Genomic DNA, 18,715 nt, shown 5'->3' on the forward strand with positions numbered 1-18,715 from the left:
GTGGCGGGCTTGGACGCTCGCGTCGCTGCAGGCTTGGCTGCTGTTCTTGAAGGGGCCTTGGCCCTGGCGGCGGTCACTTTGGTTGATGATGATTTAGACATGTTCGTCTCCTTTATTGAGATGTTGGGAACGGGCGGTTAGGCCGCGTCCTTTGGGGGGTAATTGTCATCGGGATCGCCAGCGGTTGGGGGGTGAGAAGCGGCTTCCATCGTGGCGCGTGCGTTGTCGATGAGACTGCCGTAGAGCTCCGGCGAGAGGGACGTGGGTCGCCCGCCAAAGCGCGACATGGCCTTTTTGAGCAAGCGCCCAAGGACCGGATGCGTGAAGTGGGCAGGGCGCCAGAGGCGAAGCTTGACAAGTCCCGGCCCATCGCGACGGACAAAGGCGATCATCTGGCTCACGCCTGTCTTTGAAAGAACGTACTGAGGTAGCAGATCAATCGGCTCAAAGACACGTTGGTACGCTCGATAGCCGCCCCCGGCACCGGGGATTTTTTCAAACTTGTCGCTGAGAGTTTTGCCGGCGACCTCGGTGATGTGTTGGTCAAGTTCTGGGTCGGCACCGACTTTGCCAAAGACACGCACCATCGCGCTATTGGCCCATTTGTTGTAGGTGCCGTCACCCCAGCCGGTATCGATTTGTTGAATGCTCTGTGCGGCATAGACGAACCGCACCCCTTTCTGACGGTGAAAATCGACGATTTCCTTGAGCATCGGTGCCCCGCTACCCGGGGTGGGGCCTGAAAAGGCTGCCAGCTCGTCGATCCAGACAGTCACCCCTTTCGCGGGCGTAGCTTTCGCATCTTTTGCGCTCAGCCTGATGCGCGGTTCGAGAAGCAATCCCAAGAGCAGGCGGAGCAAAGCGCCTGAGGTCTCAATGGAGTCCTGCGAGATCTGGATGGCCACATCGATCTTGTCGTCATTCAGCATGTCCGTTGGATCAAAAACCTGCTGGCCAGTACCACAGACCATCGCCCGCTTGATCGGATGCGCCAAAAAGCCCAGCTCCGGCGAAAAGATCGCACCCAAAGAGTTTAGAAACTCTGGGTCCTCAGTGCGCCCGACGAGCGTCAGGCAGAGCTCCCGGAACGCCGGATGTCCCTCCGCCGCCCAGAACTTTAGCTCTTTGGCGAGTTTTGGATCTGAAAGGTAATCGTAGACGACATCCAAGCGCGCCTCATCTCCGATAACGCGGGCAAAGAACACCACATTGCCGATGATGCAGGCCACCAACTCGCGGGTGCAGCGCTCCAGCGTGCCATGCTCGCCACGCTCCTGGATGATCAGGCTCGAGATACGCATCACCTGATCCCAAAAGTCCTGATGCGCAGGGTCGATGGTGCCCAGGACGTTGATGGTCACGGTATCCGCGCCCAAGTCGCTCGAGATCACATGCAAGGTGCGCCCCGCAGCGCGGATCAATGGCAAATCTTTGTCGAACACATTGCCCTGTGTTTCGATCAGGATCTTGTTGGAGCGCGACAGCATGAGCCAGGGGATCTGGATCAGCGTCTTGCCCGCGCCGGCGCCGCCGATGATCAGGGCACCGTTTTCAAATCTTGCGACAATCATTTGGCGCGGGTCGAAGGGTGTCATCGCAACGTTGCGAACACGGGCTAGGCTGCGGTTCACGATCCACAAGGGCCAGAACCAAGGCTGGTAGAGGACCGGGGGGCCGAAGCCGACGATCATCTCATCTACCTGCAACACGGGATGTCTCATGAGGTTGCGAACGAGACGATAGAGATTGCCACGAACGCCGTGCAGCACCCAATTTGCCTGCCACGGGGGGGTGAGACGGTTTTTTGCTAAGGCTTTCTGATCATCGGTCATCTTGGTCTCGCCGCCGTAGCGTTTGGTTCCATAGGTCAAGATGCTCAATGACCAAAGCAGCACCAGCAGCCCTAGAGCAGACAGATAGGGATCCATCGCCAAGATATGCTCCCCAAGCGGCATGGGGCCCCAAACCGGCATCGGCACGGCCCGCGGGTTGCCCAGAAGCGCACCAACCAAACCGATCACGAAATTCACGAGCGGCCCAAAGATCCATTTAGACAAGGGGCCAACGATCTCTGGCAAGCTGCTTTCCGCGGCTTTCGACCAAGCGCGAAACAGCGCATAGACCCCCGCAAAGGCCATGTAGCTGGCCAGCGCGATAAATTGTGGCATCGTGCCGTCAAGGCGTTTGATGATTTCAAACGTGATGCCCATTAGGATCGCAGGCCCCAAGATGAACACAATGGTCGAAAGGGAACCACCGACGGCGGGGAAGACCATGTCAATCGACATGAAGGCGACGATCATGGTGACATAGAAGAACCCCTTCTGCCCGAGTTTCTTCACCAGTCGGCGCAACATCCAGCGCGCGATGTAGAACGGTGAAAAGAGTACGTTTTTGAGTAGCATTTTGACCTCCATGTGATGAAAAAGACCGGATTACTCAGCGGGACAGCTCTGCCGGAACCGACGCCCGTAGCCGACCTTTTGTTCGGCTTTTTCGGGATTGCGGATGACGAACGCTTCGGCCGAGGTGGCGCCGGTCAGCGCCGTGTAGCGCGCAGCTTCCTCCTCGGACATCAGATGCTCGACGAGAATGGGGCCGCGTCTGGCAAAAGGCCTTGAGTGCAGTTGTCTGACGAGTAACTGCGCATTGTTTCGCAGATGGTCGTCATCTCCGCCAAAGGGTACGAAGAAGTAGAGCTGGTTGCCTTGCCACATCGCGCAGCGATTGTAGGTGTCGGCGATGATCTCCATCGTCTCTGTGTCGACGTCCTGTGTATCTATCTCTGGTGGGAAGGGGCTACGGGCCGGCTGCAGTGCCAAACCAAGGCAGGCGCACGCTGTCTCGATCACAAAGCTTATGATCCAGAGCGGCAGGAACTGCCGTGCCGGGTCCTGCGAGAGGGCCTCGACGAGCGCATCGCCACCCTCAAGCCCAGCCTGAACCGTCGCCCCCAAGGCTTCGATGTTCTTGGTCGCGACATCGGCATAGGTTTGATCCCGCAGGGTCGGCGTGGACACCCGATCAATCGTGATGCTCGCCGCTGCAATAATATCCGACAGCCGCTGACTGGCTTCACGGTCAGTGCATTGGACCAACCGCCCTTCAAACTGAAAGCCGCGGCCTTCAAATCCGGACCGTTCGGTCTCCGACCACTCAAGAAGACGGTCGAACACAGGATCGCGCAGGAACGCGTTTGAGGCTTTTGTGAGCTCGACGAGCTGCGACTGATTGTTGATACCCACCGCGCCGGCGTGGAGAGCGTCAATCCGGCTTACAAGCGCGCGCATATCCTCTGCGCGTTCTTTAGCCTTAGCGGATTGCTGTGCGCGCAGCCGGCAAATCGGGCCGCAGTCCGCAATCGTCGCACTTCCATCACAACTGTCGCCAAAATTCCCTTCGCGCGTACTTTCTTCCGTGGCAAAACGTTCGTAGGCGCTCATTTGGCGCTGCAGATTGAGAGCTTTTTCTGTCACCGGGGCGAGCACTTTTACAGCGCGATTGACGAGATCGTCTTCATGCTCTTCGTTCAGAAACGTCGCGCGTGCCTGCTTGATGTATGTGGTGCTGGCGAAGGTGCCGCTGGAGATCGAGCCCGATAGGGAGATGACCGCCATGATCGCAACCAGAACAATCGCCCGGCGGCGCATAGCACGCCCGACCACGGGCCATCCGAGCAAGACCACGGATTGAATTACGGCGGCAATGGCGGCTGCGATTAAGATGGGAGAGGTCGTGTCGCCTTGACTGTCAATCTCAATCTGGCTTGCAATGCCGAGCGTTGTGGCAATGAACGAGCCGAGGTTGAACAGAACCCAGAGGATGCGTGTGGCGATTTTGTCATTCATTTGGAAATCTCCTTTGCGTAGGCAGTGAGGGCAGACCCCACGATGCGATTGGTGGTTTTTGAGGTGATGTCGCGACCAAGTTCCTGCTTGTGGCTGGGACTGCCGATGAGGCTGAAGAAAACTCGGATGGTGCCGTCGTCGCAGGTGAACGCGCCCACAGACAGACGGTCCCGGGCCAGGTTGTTGTCGGCGTCGGCGGTTCCGCTTTTGGCAATGGCCCCTGTGCCACATCCGACGCGCTCCAAAGCATCGGACACACCAGAGAGTGTGCCGTGGTTTGCCTGAAGCGGCGCCTGCAGCATCTCTTTGGCCCGTTCGAGGGCCGGACCTCCGACAAAAGCGCCAAAGGTGAAATCAGCGCGCGTGTCCCCTTGGAAAAGCTGGGGGAGCGTGACCGGGCGCTGGGAGGCGAGAAACGCCATGTTCCGCATCAGGGCATCGGGGTTTATGCCGATATCCCAGCCGAATACGATGCCCTTATGCAGCGCCTCGCCGCTCAGACCGTCTTTAATGCGGTAGCCCAGTAGCCGCATGTATCGCAGCAGTTCCGCCTCGTCGACGCGAGGATGAGACAGCGCTGCGAGAAATGCCGCGTTGTTGCTGACGGCCACTGCATCTTCCAATGGCAGGGGCAAAAGGCCAAAGCCGCAGGTCCCACTGTCTGCAGGCAGCGCCAAACGTCTTGGCCAGTTCCGCGCGTCGATGCAGGCGTGCTCCAGGCCCTGTTCAAGCAGGAATGGCAGGAGCATTGCCTTGGAGGTGGAAGCCATGTTGCGCCAGCTCTCCGTGCGGGGGAGCAGGAGACCCGAGCGCGACTGATAAGCCGCGTCGAACTCCAAGAGCCCGTCCGGTGAAAGAGTTGCAACGGCGAGCGCCACATGGGGGTGATCTCCAAACGGGCAGCCCGCACCCCAGCACAGCTCAGGGCTCAGGAGCGTGGACATCTCGCGGTCCACGCTCTGACGCAGGACACGGGTCATCCGGGCCGTTGCCGCTTCATCGAGCGTCACGGCCAAGTGTTCATCTGAGGAACCACTGTCCTGAAGCCGAACGCGTGCATCCCGGATCAACGTGGCTGCCCCACGCGCCGTCGTTGTCAGGCCCCGGAACTTAGCAATGATATCCGCGGAAACTGGGAGGGGGATGGCCGCAAGCTCCGCCCTAGCTTGGTCCAGCTGGGACCCGGCAAGCCGACGTGACAAGCAGGTGCGATCCGCTCGCGTCTTCAAGGTGTCGAAAGCCGCGAAAATCTCCGCATGGTGCTCCGCACCGCCAGCAGGGCCGACGAGCGGCAGCTGGTGCTTGTAAGCGGCGACGATCAGACAGTGCTGAGCGTCGGTTAGATTGTCCAAGGACGGCGTTGGTCCAACAAGCAGTCCACAAAAGCCACCTGAGAAAACGAGCACTTTGGCGTCAGTGCCGGGCATCGGCCGTGCGCAAGGCAGTTGCTCGGTTGCAAAGCGCTTTCTATCTTCGATATCGGGCAAGTGGTGCGCAATGAACGTCGGGCCCCAGAACGCGAAGAACTTTGCCTTATCCACGGGCCCGAGGGCCGCTGAGTGTCCCGCAACAAACTCGATGGCAGACAGAACGGGCAGGGTGCCGCCGACCGTTTCAGATCGAAAAAGGGTGTAGTAAAATGCACGGGCTAGGCCCTCGGCACTCATGTTCAAGACAACGCCGGGGCCATCGAACGGCCCCTCGACCGTCTCGATGAAACTCGCGTGGCGCAACATGGCAGCGTTCGACACGGGGAGGTAGGCGTGGGAGCGGTCCCCGCAATCACCAGACTGCGGGAGAAATCCGAGCACACGATCACCGCTGCCGAGAACGGCCGCGTAGCGCGCGCAGTCCGTCCGAGCGTCGATCTTGCTGACCACGGCAGGTTCAGGAATGTTTTTGTAGATGTATGTCGCCGCCCGATCGACTGAGGCAGGCCAGTATAAGACTGCGCAGATCAGAGCCGCTGCGGTCAGGACACCAGGCTTGACTGCGAGGCTTGCAAAGAAGGAGATTATCGCAAAGCTGGCAGATGCCATGGCCGCACGTTTATGGTGGGCTATGCGCTTGATGTAGTCGCGCTCGGTCTTTGAAGCTTGGCCTGGTTGCGGCGTGCGCGCGCGCTTTTGCAGAGCGATGTCTCCGTCTGCGAGAGCGATCCCAGGCTGAGAGGTGTGAGGATCTTGTGTCACAAGCTGATGCCTCCTTTGGTTGTGCGAAAGCTTTGTTTCGTTAACCAAAAGTCTACGTGATCGTGCTTGGTCTCAGGCTCAGTCTCTCTCAATCAAATCGAATAAAAATATAATCAAATCAATAATTTAATTTTCTCAGTTGGTCTCACCAGAACTTTTCTTAAAAAGACCTAGGCGCGGCTTTCGATGAACGCGTTCTGCTATGGCTGGCCCGGATCGATGTCGTGCCAACCACCTTTGCGGTCTTCCTGCCAATTAAGCATCGCGTTTCTAGTCAATTTTGTGCCGTTCGTTGCGGAACACTGACTATGTTATTCAGGGCTGCCTGCCCCCTGCCCTCCGGGCATTCACCCGGGGATATTTGGGGCAAGATGAAAGGCGGAGATCATGGCCACTGACACGGCAAAACTTCTCTTCGATGACCGCCCATGGTTTGCGGACGCCATGGAGGCTGACTTGCGCGCACAACAGAAGGCCGGGGCTCACCTGGTCTTCCGGCGCGGAGATGGTGAATGGATCCGGGAGGCTCCGGACGGCACACAAACGATGCTCGGGTTTCGCGATGAAGAGTACGTCCGACGCACGCGGAAAGCGACCTAACTGACGGGTCGTGGGCGCATCGGCCCTCATAGAGCCAGGGCGTCCGCGGCCCCGTCAGATCAGTTAGGTCTCTCCGCCGAGATCGGCCTGAATGCAGGATATCAATCTTTGCAGATCGACGCCAGACATGCCGCTGTTCTTGGCGGTTTGGAACTCTTGCTGCGTCTGATCCTTAAGGACGTGAGTATGTGTGTCCCCGCCCATTCTGGCGGGCGAACGACAATTTTCTTGCGTAAGCAAGATCAAATTGTCTAGTGAGTACACATACTCACTTCTTTATCTCCAGAGGTCATCATGGGCGCACAGGACAGAAAGCTGCTGGAAGAGAACTGGTCGCGCATCCGGGGGAGTATGCAGGGGCTGCAATCCGGCAAGAAGTCCTTCGGCATCATGCGGGTGGCCAAGATCAAGACGCTCGGCAATATGGGGGCCTCGCTGTCTCATACATTCCGGGAACGCGAGACACCGAACGCGGACCCGGAGCGTATCAAGGACAACATCGTTCTGGTTGGGGGGACAACCACGAAAGAGGTGCTGGCCGATTGGCGCTACCGGGCACCCGAGAAGATCCGATCCAACGCCGTACATGGGCTGGAATACTTCATTGGGGGCTCCCCGGAAAAACTCCAGTCCATGAGCCGCGATGACCAGGACGCCTACTTCAAGGATGCGCTTGGCTGGATCAAGGAGCGGCACAGGGAAGAGAACGTCCTGTCAGCCGTCATCCACCGTGACGAGACCACGCCGCATATGTCGGTGATGACCATCCCCCTCGACGAGCGCGGCAAGCTGAATGCCCGCTCTTTCGTTGGCAACAAGAAAGCATTGTCAGACCTCCAGTCAGACTTTGCAGAAAAGGTCAGTGAGCCATATGGCCTTCGGCGGGGTATCAAGGGCTCTGTGGCGCGCCATGAGCGCGTGCAGAGGGTCTATGGGGCCTACACAGACAAAACGGACGCTGTGGACATCCCTGAGCGCCTCAGAGGCTCTCTCCTGGGCGCTGGCAAGGAAAGCGATGCGGAATGGCACGCACGGGCCACAGAAGCCGCCACAGCGCGTGTTCGGGCCCTCATGCTGGAGATGATGGAGCGGGACCGTGTGTCGGACACCAAGATCAACCTGTCGAACCAGATGATCGAGACGCTGGAAGGCATGGTGAAATCGCTTGGCGACGAGCTGGCCGGGCTGAAAGAGGACCTCGATGCAGAACGGGAAACGATCGCTGAGGTCGCGTATCAGAACCGGCGGCTTGAAACGTCGCTTTCATTGGCAGGCATGACTGACAAGGCAGAAGCGGCTGTTCGCATTTACACAGGTGTCGAAAAGCGGATTCTGGCGGGCGATTTGAAAGTGCTCAAGGAAGCTGCCGGGTCGCCTGAGCGGGTCAATCTAGTTGTACAGGTTTACAACTGCGCTCTGCCTCCCGACACACCGCTTACAGAAGATCAGCAAAGGTTCCGCAACGCGCTTGTCTCGGTGCGGGATCAGATCAACAAACAGAACAAAGCTGACACTGTCTCAGAGGTAGAAACCGCGCCCCCTGCCCTACCCCATACGCGGCTTGTTCTCGAACGGACGCGCGAGGATCGCACGGCACCTCCGCTCAACAGCACTGCTGAACGGGAAGCATTCCTGGATGAAATCGAAGATGCGCTGTCTGATGAAGATCTGATCGCTTTGCGTGATGGGAAGGCGGACGTGTTGGCCCCGATCATGGGCGGGCAGCTCGAAGAAGCTGAACAGCTCAGACTTGCCCTCGCCTACTATCAGCAAACCGACACGGAAATCCCAAACCATGCGCTGCGTTCAGTTGCGGATCGGCTTGTCGATGTTGAAGAACCCGAAACGCATACCCACAGAGATCGAGGGCCGATCCATTAAGCGCGAGATTTGCCGTCTCGTCTTTCTAAGCAGATGCCGAAGTTAGCCACCTGGAGGATAGGTTTCCAAGTAACGTGCTGGTTCGGTTCTGGGTGTTATATAAGTGTTAGAATCTGTGTTACGGGCGCAAAATGCTTAATTTTGTAAATGTTATCAAATATTTCCGGAAAGTATATGCAGTTAATATCCCGATAGAATGCAGGTATTATCCGGAAAAGTGCTGTTGTTATCCCGATAGCTCTTGTGGTGCAGTTAATATCCCGATAGCAATAACAGTGCAGCTGTTATCCCGATAGGTGATTCATGGATGAAGATCATCACCCCCTCCTCCCGGATCGCCATCCCCAGGCCAATCTGTTCATCTGTGATGTGGCCGATGCTGTCATCAAAAGCGACATGGCGTCCATGGAGCATCCGATCTTCACGTTGTCGAAGAAGCCTATCCGCGACGTTAAAAGATACGAGCATGGGGATGTTGTCTTGGAGGTTACGCCTGGTCCCAAGGGCATTGCGAATATCTATGACAAAGACATTCTGATCTTCGCAATCAGCCAAATCATGGCGGCACGCAACGAAGGTCGCCCCTACTCGCGTGAAATCCAGTTCCAAGCGCAGGACTTTTTGGAGTTCAGCAACCGCCACACCGGTGGCCACGACTACGACCTGTTGCGTGACTCACTTGACCGGCTGGATAGCACTCGTCTCAGGACGACAATCAAGACGGGCGGCGAAGAGACATGGGAGGCTTTCGGCCTAATCGAGGGCGCGAAGATCAAGCGCAAACGACATGATGGACGAGTCACCGAATGGGGCCTCAAGCTATCAGAGTGGCTCTTTAAGGCGATCGAGGCCAACGAGGTTCTGACCCTTCACCCGGATTATTTTCGCCTTCGCAAGCCAATCGAGCGCCGGATTTACGAGATCGCCCGAAAGCACTGCGGCTCGAAGGAATCTTGGCAGATAGGCTTGAAAAAGCTTCAAAAGAAGTGCGGGTCGAGCGATGCCATTCGCAACTTCCGAATGGCCGTTCGCGCACTATGCGATTTTGACCACCTGCCCGACTACTCGGTGAGCATGGAAGACGACATGGTGTCGTTCCGCAGCCGCGTTTCACAGCAGGTCATTGTCGGTTCGGGCTTCACGACCAAGCTTATGCCAGAGACCTTTGAAGCCGCCCGGCAAGCAGCACCTGGCTGGGATGTTTATGTCATCGAACAAGAGTGGCGGGCCTGGGTCATGAGTCTGTTAGAGCAAGGCATGGAACCGCCGCGCAATCCTGACAGCGCCTTCATCGGGTTCTGCCGCAAGTGGGCAGCGCGTCAGCAATAGTAAATATTATATGCCGCATTAAATAGCACGTCATATAAAATGCCGCGTATAGAAAATTACGTGACATATTTTGTGGCACGTCACATAAAAGAGAAAAACAACGAGCAGACAAATGATTGTAAGCGTCCTCTCACCCAAAGGTGGTTGTGGAAAATCCACTGCGACACTGACACTGGCGTCGGTTTTCGCAAAGAATGAAGACCTCTCGATTGCTATCGTTGACGCTGATCCACGGCAGAGCATTGCACGGGTCTGGCTGGGCAAACGCAATGAGGAGAACCTTGGAGATGCGCCTTTCAAGGTGATCTCAGACCCCTCTGACAGCACCATTCTCGACACGCTGGAGGCGGCGGGCGATGACCATGACTTGGTGTTCGTTGATCTCGAGGGTGTGGCGGGCCTCATGGCGTCCTATGCCGCGTCGGCATCTGATCTCTGCATCGTTCCCATGCGCCCAAGTGCCTTGGACGGCGATGCGGCGGGTGCGGCGCTCAAAATGATCCGCGACGCGGGGCGAGCAGCCAGGCGGACGGTACCAGCTCGCATTCTGATCACGCAGACGGACGCTGCAATAGTGACGAAATCGCACAAAGAGTTGCTAGCCGAACTGGATGGGGCAGGGGTTGATCGCCTGCAAACCGAGCTCATGCGAAGAGCGCCTTTTGAACGGGTCATGGCGGAGGGGCGAACCCTTTTTGAGCTGCAAGACAGCCAGTCTGTTAAAAGTGCGGTCAGCAATACCGCGCGGCTAGGCAAAGAGTTGGCAGAGATACTGGAGGCGCAGTGATGGCAGGGACATTTCTAAATCTTAATGATGACGACCAAGAAGAAGCACTGGAGCCAAAGATTGGGGCAGGGCTGAAACGCAAAGTGAAAGCTTCGCGTCCGAGGGCCGACGCTGAAGCCGTCGCGGCCGCAGGACGTGCGAACGGCTTCAACCGCTCCACAGACACTGCTCAACCATCGCCAGCCCCAAGGCGTGGGCGGCCGCCGTTGAACGAAGACATGACATACTGGCGTATCTATGTCTCCTCGGACCTTCGAAATCAGCTCAACGAGCTGAGAGACAAAGAGGGCAGGCGGCTCAATGATGTGCTGGCTGATATGTTGGCGGCATACCGTTCGCTCTGAGTAAAGATAGGCGCGTTTGATTACTCGAAACGCGCCTAAATAACGAGGAACAGGGAGGATAATTCGGGGATCAACGCCCGATCCGGCTGTTGAACCGGTTCATGCTGCGTGTATCACCTTCAAGTTCAAAGCCTTTGTGCGTTTTGCGCACTCGGACACCTGAAGACGCCGCTGCCTGCCGCACTTTGCGCTCGAACTCGTTGTTCAAGTCCCGCGTCATGGCGTTCGCAAGAGAGCGTCCATTGGTGAAGGTTCTACCTTTATACTTCATCCTGATCATTCTTTATCCTTTCGGTGGGTAGGGATCATTCCCATGGGAGTCGCGCGCCCTGATCTGGCCATTTCGCCCATGGATCAGGAGTTCACTTCCTTGATTGCGAGCCGTCTGGCGGCCAGCATCAATGGCTTCTCGTTGGGTTGAGTGAACCGAAGTGGCCCGTTCTGAACCCGCGCCACGCACGGCCCAACCGCGCTCATGGGGAACAATATGTTGGTTTCTTTTAGTCATAACTTACTCCGTCGTTTAACTGATGTAGGATTAATTAGTCATTTTTTAGCTACTGTCTAGCTATTTTTTGTATATTTTTGGTTGATTTTTTGGCTTGATTTTGCTAGTTTGATCCTGTAGGAGGCCCTGATGAAACGCACAATGACACTAAATCTTACCGATGCCGAAATGACGGTTTTAGAAGCGCTATGCGAAGAAAAGGGACTGTCAAAGACAGCACTCGTTCGGCAAGCACTGCGTCTTTACAAGTCTGTCGACGATAGGCTTGCTAAGGGCGACAAAGTGTTTGTCGAGAACGCTGACAAGTCCGAGAAAGCTGAGCTGATGGTTCTATGAAGCAATGGCTTAACAGCTATCAGCTCAGGCATGGAGAGACTGGGCAACGGATGCAGGCCGATCTGTATCGCGGTGCTGATCGTTCGAATGCGGAGCATATTGAAAACGATTGGCAAGGTTGGTTCGATCAAAAACCTGGTGCTCAAGACGCACATTGGGAATGGGACGAAAAGCTCTTTCTCGCCGAAGACGACCCACTTCTCTATGATGTGTTCGTATTAGAGGCAGAGAACACAACTCAGGCCGTCATGCTTGCCATGAAAGGCGGATTGAAGTCCGTCAGCATTCATCCTGATCATCCACGCTCGCCTATCGTCTACATTGACCTATTGGCCACGGCTCCATGGAACCGCAAAGCAAAAGCCGATCCGACGCGCTTTAAAGGATGTGGACAGGTCATGTTCGCAACGGCGGTTAGTCTTAGTGAGGACGAAGGCTTCAAAGGTCGTGTCGGACTCCACTCTCTAAGCGGAGCAGAAACGTTTTATCGACACGTAATCAAAATGACGGAGTTTCCACCCGACCCAAACTATCAAGGCCTGCGCTACTTTGAGCTTTCAGAGAAGCAAGCAGCGCAATTTTTGACTAGAAAACAATCAACCTAAGGAGGGCGCCCATGAAACTAATGTTCAATCAAGAATGGCTGGACCAACGCATCAATGAAGATGCGGATGAAACATGCGAGGTTGGATCGCCCGTCCATCGAGCAGCCGACTTTGTTAACGCAATACAGGAAGCAAGAAACGAAACAGCACAAAATGAAGGAGGTTCAGGCCAAAAAGGAGTGTTGAGCTTCTTTGTCCATCAAGTTCGTCGGCGCGACAAGCTATCAGTAGAAGAGTTTGCAGATCGTTTGCGCGTAAGCCCAGATGAAATTTCTTCTATCGAGCAAAACCCCAAATACGATCCTCAACCAAGGACGTTACACAAGCTCGCTGGATACACCAAAGTTCCTGCCGCCAATCTTGTGCGCATTACACCAGATGCACACAATGCCGATGCAGCGATTGAGTCTGCGTCTATGCAGTTTGCGGCCAGCTCTGACGATGTAGCAAGCCTAAGCCGCACCGAAAGGCGGCGGCTGAATGACTTCGTAAAGTTCTTGGTGCAGTACAAGGGTAACGATAAAGCGAATGCCAGATAACCGACAGCTCATCGAGCTATATGCCGCCAAGGACATTGACGAAAGTGTTGCTCGAATTCTCCGGGATTTGGGCAACCCTGAACCTCCTTTACGTTTGGAAGACGTTTGCGAGTTACTGAAGCTGGATTTATCATACTATAGCAAGTCTGACCTAGACCTGCTCGACGAAATCTCGCACCGGACAGTGATGGCTGGGAACACCATCCTAACGAATGCAAAGCGGATGTGGGACGTGGTGACGAAGGCAGGATTGCGCGGCCTTTTAATACCTAGTCAGCGGCAAATTTTCATCGATGACAAAGTACCGACTTTGAAAGAAAGATTCTTAATTGGCCATGAGATCGCGCATGATTTTATCGAATGGCACCGAGACTTGATGATGGGCGACAATGAGCACTCCATCAGTCCGCAATGCCACCATACGATGGAGGCAGAAGCGAACTATGGGTCGCGTCGTTTAATCTTCCTTGGTGATCGCTTTGCGGACGAATGGCGTGACCAGAGCACGTTTGATTGGAAGAAAGCTGCTGCGGTAGGAAAGGTCTTTGGGAACACAATTACCACTACGCTTTGGGAGATCGTGAATTCCTGCCCATCGAACTTGCCTGCTCTTGGTATGATAAGCGTTCATCCCCATCACCCCGGCTTTTGTTCAAGGGCAGGGAATGGAAATGTCGCTTACTTTTTCGGCTCAGATGCGTTTAACAATCAATTTGCAAACGTTGGCAAAGAAGATGTTTTCAGGGAGCTGCGCCAGTACGTTGAATTCAAGAAACGTGGCCCACTAGGTGAAGGCGTGCAGGTGCTGAGTGACGTAAACGGCGAGCCATTCGAGTTCCAGTTCAGTACGTTCTGTAACGGTTACGACGTTCTCACTTACGCAGAGATGATCGGACCACACCGCAGGGTTATTGGATTTTGAGTCGAACCACCTCTGGAATGGTTTCTACGAAAGGCTCAACTTACAGTATTTCTCTGACTTTCCCGCATTAATCGGCTCACCGTTGATCTGTGAACACCAAAGAGCCGCGCTGCCTCAGCCTCCGTCCGTTTTCCAGAGCGCACAAGATCCTGTATCTCTTGACGTTGATCGTCTGACAGCTTTGGCTTGCGCCCTGGGTGGCGTCCTTTCTTACGAGCGCGTTCCAACCCGGCTTGGGTGCGCTCGCGGATCATCTCGCGTTCAAACTCAGCAAATACACCTACCATTTGCATCATCATGCGACCGGCAGGGGTGGTCGTGTCGATGGCCTCGGTCAATGACCGGAAACCGGCCCCTGCGGCGTCGATCTTCTCCATGATTGACAGAAGATCTTTCAAGGATCGTGACAGCCGATCCAGCTTCCAGACGACAACTACATCACCCTGACGGAGCTGGTCGAGCATACGGTGCAGCTCCGGCCGCTCCCAGCGTCCACCTGATGCGCGTTCTTCAAAGACACGCTCGCATTCGGCAGACCGCAACGCATCAAGTTGCGCATCGGTGGCCTGATCGTCGGTGGATACGCGGGCATAGCCTAAGTTCATATCGAGATTGTTGCGTTTCCTTGTTGCTCAATCAAGGTAATTCGCAACATATTTTCGCAACAGGCAGAGTCGAGCAGGGGACGCGTTGCGCAAAGGACCGTTTTAGAGATGAGTTACTCCCCGAGGCTTCCTCTTCATCTCACAAAATCGAATATGTCTTCAAAGAGCCTGGGTTCGGTGATGATAGGAATATGGCCTTGGTCAGGATAGCGCTGCGTGCGCTCTGCGCCCCCAAGCTGTTGTATCAAAGCCTCAGTCTGCTTTTCTGAAAAAACCGGGTCCTTAGCACCATAAAAGACCCCAATGCGCAAACGACGTGCGTCAAAGTTCGAGCTTAACTCCCATCTCTGCAGTGACTGCGTATGAGCCTTCGCAATCTCGCGCCTTGGGATAACAATATTGCTCCGCTCTCTTTCGAGCAGACGTTCGACTTCCTCGGCCCGTGCACCTGAACGATAGTTGTCCCACCCAAAGGCAAGCACCTTCCAATACTCTGGCCATATTTTGGAGATATCCAAGGTCCCAAGCCTTACTGAGACCGCAAGAACATCCCGCGTTGTTCGCAGCCTGGTTTCCAGTCCACCACCAAATGGTGGTGTTGGTGAGATTAACGCCAGATTTGCGGCTCGGGGCGACCCAAGCAGCTGACTGGCTTCCAACACAATTGCAGCTCCGCCTGAGTAACCGACAAGAGTCAATTCGTGGTTTGGATAGGTGTCCGCAAGCAAAGCAATCTCACGCGCTGCGAGATCAACTTGCAATGCCGGGGCCAACGGAACACCATCGAGGCCAGGAAAGCGATAGTAAGCTGAAGCTGTGTTTTTTGGCAGATGCGGTTTAGCGGCGTCAAAGATTTGGATGCTGGACAGTACGCCGGGGACAAAGATCACAAGATGATCAGCCCGTGCAACTTCTTTCGCATCATAAAGTATCGCAGCCGGCATTTGCGCTTCCTCAGTTGGATGCCGTTGACCGCATCCAGTCAGAAAAATGGATGACACAACGACGAAAGCGCAGACGAACGAACTTAAGCGCACCCTTGTCCGGAGGAGATCCACCGCGCGCGTCATACCGGCACAGCAGGGACCAGGAAATACAAAATGCCCCGCGCGGCGTTCAGAAGTAACGCCAAGCAACCCAACATCGCAAACAGGTATCCTAAGGCAGAAAGATTCCCCACCAGCCCACCAACGCGCAACATTGAGCGACTAACCATGTGCACGTGAATGAGCGTCGGCACCAAAACCGTGACCAACATGATCACCACCAGTAAACCGCTCGCAGAAAACAGACTTTCCTGAAAGCCTGAGAAGAAGGCATTCAGCGAAACGCCCTCGCTGTCTGGGAAGGCGACCATGTTGTACCCGTTAAGGAGGCTGAACAGGCACAGGTACAAGAGAATGATCGTGCCAAAAGCGAGGATCACATCCACAAGAACAAAGCCTATGTAAGCAAGAACAGCCTTGTGATCCTCCATTGTCTCAGTCACGTCTAACGCCCACTGGCTCAATCGCCGGGTGATCGAGGCTGAAAAATAGTCCCAGATACCGTTTGCTACAGGCAAAATTAGAAGCACCACAACAGTGCCAGGGTCCCATGGGTCGATCCGAAACCATCCATCAAACACATAATAATTCAAGCCTGCCAGCAGCAGTGAACAGACAAGTACAACCCCGGCAGAAATAAGTGTGCCGTCCTTCGACGGGATCGGAGTGCCATCCTCGTCTTTCGATTGCGCTGCTGCGCCGATAAGCAAGCTCATAAAGGCTAAAACCGGAAGCACCCCGCCTGCGGCGAACATCGGCCCCCAAATAGTCCCCAAAGCAGCGACACAAATAATCGAGAAGATGAAGGCAAAGGGAAAGGAAAAAGCCAAAAGCCGCCGTCGATCCCATCTTCCCGCGAGCAACACGGCCACAAGCATGATTGCACAGAACAAAACCGCAAACCGGACATCCATGCCCGACAGACCGAGCGCGACTGACGAAATGATAACCGCGCCAACAGCTAGTTGGTCAGTGCGCGCCCGTATCCAGTCACCCAAACTTTGCACAAATGTTGATGTGACAGAGGTGTAAGCCGCGATCAATCCAACCACGACCACAAGCACTACAACCATCACAGCTGACAGCACGAAAAATCGATTGTCACTGACTTCTTCGCCTGCAAAATCGCGCCCAGTTGTTGCTGCTTCCGATCCACTTGGCAGCAGTGAAACTTCACCCAAATCCAGAATTGAACTTAGACCCCAGACAAGCGCCATGGCGAGGAAGGCGTAAAAGGCGGCAAAGCAAAAGTGGATCGACAATGCCCGCCAAGAAAACGGCGGGAAAAGGAGGATTCGGTCCGCAGTCTCTAAGAAACTCTCCAACGCCCGTTTGAGCTCAGCGCGCGTGACATATTCGTTTTCGTGAAACGAATGATCCAAATCCTCAACTGGTTTTGGGTTTTGCGTCCTGCGCGGCGCATCAACTCTGCCCTTTCCCAGTTTGGCCGTCACTGAACTTTTGGCCAACTCGTCAGCTTGCGCCAAGTCTCTATATTTTTTGCGCAACTTCGACTGCGGATCATGATTTCCCTCGATGAATTCGCGGAACGCTTCAATGACGTCTGGATAGAGCAGGCGCGCAGTGAGGTTCCCCCCGCTGCCGTTAAAGTGCTTTCTCAATCGATCGAAGTCACTTTTGTTAGGCAAAAAGTCTTTTTCATCGTTGTGGTACTTCGCTTGAACAGACGGATGCTTTGCGAACCAATTGACGAGGTACTTGTGTAGGTTGAGCCGATCGGCAATCAGCCTTCTCTCGGTCAACGGCCGCACGCGCTGTTCCTTGGGCACCGTATGCATCAGGTCATAGAGGTCGCTCAAAATCGCACGTTGATATTCGGTGGGGGTGTATTGTGGTTCGGGCATCTTACTATGGGTCTCTAACCTAACGCGGGCATTAAAAGTAAACTATCTCCGTGGCCCATAATGCGCGCCTTCGACCGCTACAGCCTCTTGGGTATACGGAAAATATGCTCACCTTAACCTTTGTCCGTGCAGCCACCACTCTTCAAGCGCTACATTTCCTGTCTCTCCGTATTCGACAATCGCAGGCCCTCCTTTTCTATGTAATTGCCCGTTTTGTTTCCATATCTCGGTGGTCACTCGGCGGCTGTCAAACTCGTCATATTCAATGATTGCTGGGCCGTCATCTCGATGCTCCTGCCCATCTAAAAACCATGTTTCAAAAATAGTGTTGCCAGTGCGTTCGCTCCACTCGGTTAAAGCCGGCCCATGCAGGCGATGAAGCAGGCCATTGAGTTGCCAGGTTTCGCTTAAGACGTTCTGCTCGTCTTCGGTCCAGGTTGCGGATACGCTATAGTCCAACGTTTTCTTGGGCCGGCGACGTGTTTCTGATGAGGCGGTCACTTCGTCAACTCACTTGCATTCGAAACCAAAGGATCGGCCTACCACAGGTGTGCGGGCGCTGACTTCGCTGGATTGCGGGTGGGGGAGTACGATTAAAAGCAAATTGGTCTAGAGGCAGGGCTGAGTCAGCCCTGCTAAGATTCTTTACCTAGTAACTTATTTTACTCTGAAACCTGCACCAAATTGTTGGGGCAAACGCTGTTACGACAGCTTGAGCGGCTTCTTGAGTTTCTGCGCTGCAGAAGCCTGTTTGACAGAAGGCTCCTTATATTTGATTGGATCGCGCAAGTTCTTTGGCATTTTGGTGCCCGCCGCTTCATGGAATTTGCGCATCGCTTTCATCTTGTGCTTCAGCGGGGAGACGAGGCGCAGATTGTCCACTTTCATTTCGTCGACACCCTGACGGCGTTCCCAACCATGCTCCAGCTCCATGGTCTTGCGTTTGCCCAACTGTTCTTTCTTGGGGGCTAGGGGCGCTTTTCCCACCTTCATGCGCTTGAGGTTCTCAGGCGTCGCATGCTTCGACGCCAGAAACTTTGGATCTTGCGCGAGGTTTTTGTGCAGCTTCGGCCGAAGCGACCCGAATGTCTTGTTCTTCCACGTCATGGCTTTGTCCACGAAGGACTTCGAGAACAGGAAGTTGGACCGCTCAAGCTTCTTGGGCGCCGCGGTCGCCGCCCCTTGCATTTGGCCACGCCCGATCGCTTGGTTCACTTTCGTGCTCTGAGCGGTGGCGGGCTTGGACGCTCGCGTCGCTGCAGGCTTGGCTGCTGTTCTTGAAGGGGCCTTGGCCCTGGCGGCGGTCAC

At 55.1% G+C, this 18,715-nt stretch carries 19 protein-coding genes; 9 read left to right on the plus strand and 10 right to left on the minus strand.

Annotated elements, in window-relative coordinates; translation table 11 throughout:
- Positions 1 to 137 precede the first annotated feature (137 nt).
- Genes Q1A85_RS22730 through Q1A85_RS22740 form a run of 3 tightly spaced genes read right to left on the minus strand, consistent with a single transcriptional unit; the run spans position 138 to position 6,040 of the window.
- A complete protein-coding gene (locus Q1A85_RS22730; RefSeq protein ID WP_299695300.1) occupies positions 138 to 2,405 on the minus strand; it encodes a TraM recognition domain-containing protein in 2,268 nt (755 codons plus the stop codon).
- A gap of 30 nt (positions 2,406 to 2,435) precedes the next feature.
- Positions 2,436 to 3,848 (minus strand): hypothetical protein, encoded by a 1,413-nt coding sequence (locus Q1A85_RS22735; protein ID WP_299695303.1) that lies wholly within the window; start codon positions 3,846 to 3,848, stop codon positions 2,436 to 2,438.
- The gene (locus Q1A85_RS22740) at positions 3,845 to 6,040 is read right to left on the minus strand and encodes a hypothetical protein (protein ID WP_299695306.1); all 2,196 of its coding nucleotides are present in this window, start codon (positions 6,038 to 6,040) and stop codon (positions 3,845 to 3,847) included. The genes Q1A85_RS22735 and Q1A85_RS22740 overlap by 4 nt, the downstream gene beginning before the upstream one ends.
- 387 nt (positions 6,041 to 6,427) lie before the next feature.
- Here Q1A85_RS22740 and Q1A85_RS22745 point away from each other — a divergent pair, with 387 nt between their 5' ends.
- The 5 genes from Q1A85_RS22745 (at position 6,428) to Q1A85_RS22765 (ending at position 10,981) form a co-directional block, all read left to right on the plus strand.
- Entirely contained in the window at positions 6,428 to 6,640 is a 213-nt protein-coding gene (locus tag Q1A85_RS22745) for a hypothetical protein (protein WP_299695308.1), read from the plus strand.
- Positions 6,641 to 6,934: 294 nt separating this feature from the next.
- Positions 6,935 to 8,521 (plus strand): MobV family relaxase, encoded by a 1,587-nt coding sequence (gene mobV / locus Q1A85_RS22750; protein WP_299695311.1) that lies wholly within the window; start codon positions 6,935 to 6,937, stop codon positions 8,519 to 8,521.
- Positions 8,522 to 8,824: 303 nt separating this feature from the next.
- The gene (locus Q1A85_RS22755; RefSeq protein WP_299695314.1) at positions 8,825 to 9,850 is read left to right on the plus strand and encodes a replication initiator protein A; all 1,026 of its coding nucleotides are present in this window, start codon (positions 8,825 to 8,827) and stop codon (positions 9,848 to 9,850) included.
- A 112-nt stretch (positions 9,851 to 9,962) separates the two neighbouring features.
- Positions 9,963 to 10,637: a ParA family protein gene (locus Q1A85_RS22760; protein WP_299695317.1), complete on the plus strand. Its 675-nt coding sequence runs from the start codon at positions 9,963 to 9,965 to the stop codon at positions 10,635 to 10,637.
- Complete coding sequence (locus tag Q1A85_RS22765; protein WP_299695320.1) at positions 10,637 to 10,981, plus strand: hypothetical protein; 345 nt, start codon at positions 10,637 to 10,639, stop codon at positions 10,979 to 10,981. Before Q1A85_RS22760 ends, Q1A85_RS22765 begins: the two co-directional genes overlap by 1 nt.
- Before the next feature lie 70 nt (positions 10,982 to 11,051).
- Here the strand turns inward: Q1A85_RS22765 and Q1A85_RS22770 are convergent, their stop codons facing one another.
- Both Q1A85_RS22770 and Q1A85_RS22775 read right to left on the minus strand, forming a co-directional pair.
- A complete protein-coding gene (locus Q1A85_RS22770; protein ID WP_299695323.1) occupies positions 11,052 to 11,261 on the minus strand; it encodes a hypothetical protein in 210 nt (69 codons plus the stop codon).
- A 3-nt stretch (positions 11,262 to 11,264) separates the two neighbouring features.
- Entirely contained in the window at positions 11,265 to 11,489 is a 225-nt protein-coding gene (locus Q1A85_RS22775) for a DUF2188 domain-containing protein (protein WP_299695326.1), read from the minus strand.
- Positions 11,490 to 11,618: 129 nt separating this feature from the next.
- Between Q1A85_RS22775 and Q1A85_RS22780 the strand changes: the two genes are divergently transcribed.
- From Q1A85_RS22780 to Q1A85_RS22795, 4 genes are read left to right on the plus strand one after another with little or no spacing between them, the layout of a single operon-like run.
- Complete coding sequence (locus Q1A85_RS22780) at positions 11,619 to 11,825, plus strand: ribbon-helix-helix protein, CopG family (RefSeq protein ID WP_299695329.1); 207 nt, start codon at positions 11,619 to 11,621, stop codon at positions 11,823 to 11,825.
- Positions 11,822 to 12,430 (plus strand): hypothetical protein, encoded by a 609-nt coding sequence (locus tag Q1A85_RS22785; RefSeq protein WP_299695332.1) that lies wholly within the window; start codon positions 11,822 to 11,824, stop codon positions 12,428 to 12,430. Before Q1A85_RS22780 ends, Q1A85_RS22785 begins: the two co-directional genes overlap by 4 nt.
- Positions 12,431 to 12,441: 11 nt before the next feature.
- Positions 12,442 to 12,969, plus strand: coding sequence for a helix-turn-helix transcriptional regulator (locus Q1A85_RS22790; protein WP_299695335.1), 528 nt, complete (start codon positions 12,442 to 12,444; stop codon positions 12,967 to 12,969).
- The gene (locus Q1A85_RS22795) at positions 12,959 to 13,891 is read left to right on the plus strand and encodes a hypothetical protein (RefSeq protein WP_299695338.1); all 933 of its coding nucleotides are present in this window, start codon (positions 12,959 to 12,961) and stop codon (positions 13,889 to 13,891) included. Before Q1A85_RS22790 ends, Q1A85_RS22795 begins: the two co-directional genes overlap by 11 nt.
- 35 nt (positions 13,892 to 13,926) lie before the next feature.
- Here the strand turns inward: Q1A85_RS22795 and Q1A85_RS22800 are convergent, their stop codons facing one another.
- The 5 genes from Q1A85_RS22800 to Q1A85_RS22820 all read right to left on the minus strand — a co-directional run.
- Positions 13,927 to 14,496 (minus strand): recombinase family protein, encoded by a 570-nt coding sequence (locus tag Q1A85_RS22800; RefSeq protein ID WP_299695341.1) that lies wholly within the window; start codon positions 14,494 to 14,496, stop codon positions 13,927 to 13,929.
- 134 nt (positions 14,497 to 14,630) lie between these two features.
- Positions 14,631 to 15,440 carry an alpha/beta hydrolase gene (locus tag Q1A85_RS22805; protein WP_299695344.1) on the minus strand — a complete coding sequence of 270 codons (810 nt, stop codon included), beginning with the start codon at positions 15,438 to 15,440 and terminating at the stop codon, positions 14,631 to 14,633.
- A gap of 122 nt (positions 15,441 to 15,562) precedes the next feature.
- Positions 15,563 to 17,407 (minus strand): hypothetical protein, encoded by a 1,845-nt coding sequence (locus Q1A85_RS22810; protein ID WP_299695347.1) that lies wholly within the window; start codon positions 17,405 to 17,407, stop codon positions 15,563 to 15,565.
- A gap of 108 nt (positions 17,408 to 17,515) precedes the next feature.
- Positions 17,516 to 17,908 (minus strand): hypothetical protein, encoded by a 393-nt coding sequence (locus tag Q1A85_RS22815; protein ID WP_299695350.1) that lies wholly within the window; start codon positions 17,906 to 17,908, stop codon positions 17,516 to 17,518.
- Between the two features lie 201 nt (positions 17,909 to 18,109).
- Positions 18,110 to 18,715, minus strand: a 606-nt coding sequence (locus Q1A85_RS22820) for a hypothetical protein (protein ID WP_299695352.1), incomplete at its 5' end; no start/stop codon positions are given.

The organism is uncultured Tateyamaria sp., from assembly GCF_947503385.1.
GTDB lineage: Bacteria > Pseudomonadota > Alphaproteobacteria > Rhodobacterales > Rhodobacteraceae > Tateyamaria.

What these genes read in the sequence shown, in the direction of transcription:
- Q1A85_RS22745 (WP_299695308.1), top strand. Translation starts at nt 6,428, where the DNA reads ATGGCCACTGACACGGCAAAACTTCTCTTCGATGACCGCCCATGGTTT.
- mobV (WP_299695311.1), top strand. Translation starts at nt 6,935, where the DNA reads ATGGGCGCACAGGACAGAAAGCTGCTGGAAGAGAACTGGTCGCGCATC.
- Q1A85_RS22755 (WP_299695314.1), top strand. Translation starts at nt 8,825, where the DNA reads ATGGATGAAGATCATCACCCCCTCCTCCCGGATCGCCATCCCCAGGCC.
- Q1A85_RS22790 (WP_299695335.1), top strand. Translation starts at nt 12,442, where the DNA reads ATGAAACTAATGTTCAATCAAGAATGGCTGGACCAACGCATCAATGAA.
- Q1A85_RS22770 (WP_299695323.1), bottom strand. Translation starts at nt 11,261, where the DNA reads ATGATCAGGATGAAGTATAAAGGTAGAACCTTCACCAATGGACGCTCT.
- Q1A85_RS22765 (WP_299695320.1), top strand. Translation starts at nt 10,637, where the DNA reads ATGGCAGGGACATTTCTAAATCTTAATGATGACGACCAAGAAGAAGCA.
- Q1A85_RS22760 (WP_299695317.1), top strand. Translation starts at nt 9,963, where the DNA reads ATGATTGTAAGCGTCCTCTCACCCAAAGGTGGTTGTGGAAAATCCACT.
- Q1A85_RS22810 (WP_299695347.1), bottom strand. Translation starts at nt 17,407, where the DNA reads ATGCCCGAACCACAATACACCCCCACCGAATATCAACGTGCGATTTTG.
- Q1A85_RS22780 (WP_299695329.1), top strand. Translation starts at nt 11,619, where the DNA reads ATGAAACGCACAATGACACTAAATCTTACCGATGCCGAAATGACGGTT.
- Q1A85_RS22785 (WP_299695332.1), top strand. Translation starts at nt 11,822, where the DNA reads ATGAAGCAATGGCTTAACAGCTATCAGCTCAGGCATGGAGAGACTGGG.
- Q1A85_RS22795 (WP_299695338.1), top strand. Translation starts at nt 12,959, where the DNA reads ATGCCAGATAACCGACAGCTCATCGAGCTATATGCCGCCAAGGACATT.
- Q1A85_RS22775 (WP_299695326.1), bottom strand. Translation starts at nt 11,489, where the DNA reads ATGACTAAAAGAAACCAACATATTGTTCCCCATGAGCGCGGTTGGGCC.
- Q1A85_RS22800 (WP_299695341.1), bottom strand. Translation starts at nt 14,496, where the DNA reads ATGAACTTAGGCTATGCCCGCGTATCCACCGACGATCAGGCCACCGAT.
- Q1A85_RS22805 (WP_299695344.1), bottom strand. Translation starts at nt 15,440, where the DNA reads ATGCCGGCTGCGATACTTTATGATGCGAAAGAAGTTGCACGGGCTGAT.
- Q1A85_RS22730 (WP_299695300.1), bottom strand. Translation starts at nt 2,405, where the DNA reads ATGCTACTCAAAAACGTACTCTTTTCACCGTTCTACATCGCGCGCTGG.
- Q1A85_RS22735 (WP_299695303.1), bottom strand. Translation starts at nt 3,848, where the DNA reads ATGAATGACAAAATCGCCACACGCATCCTCTGGGTTCTGTTCAACCTC.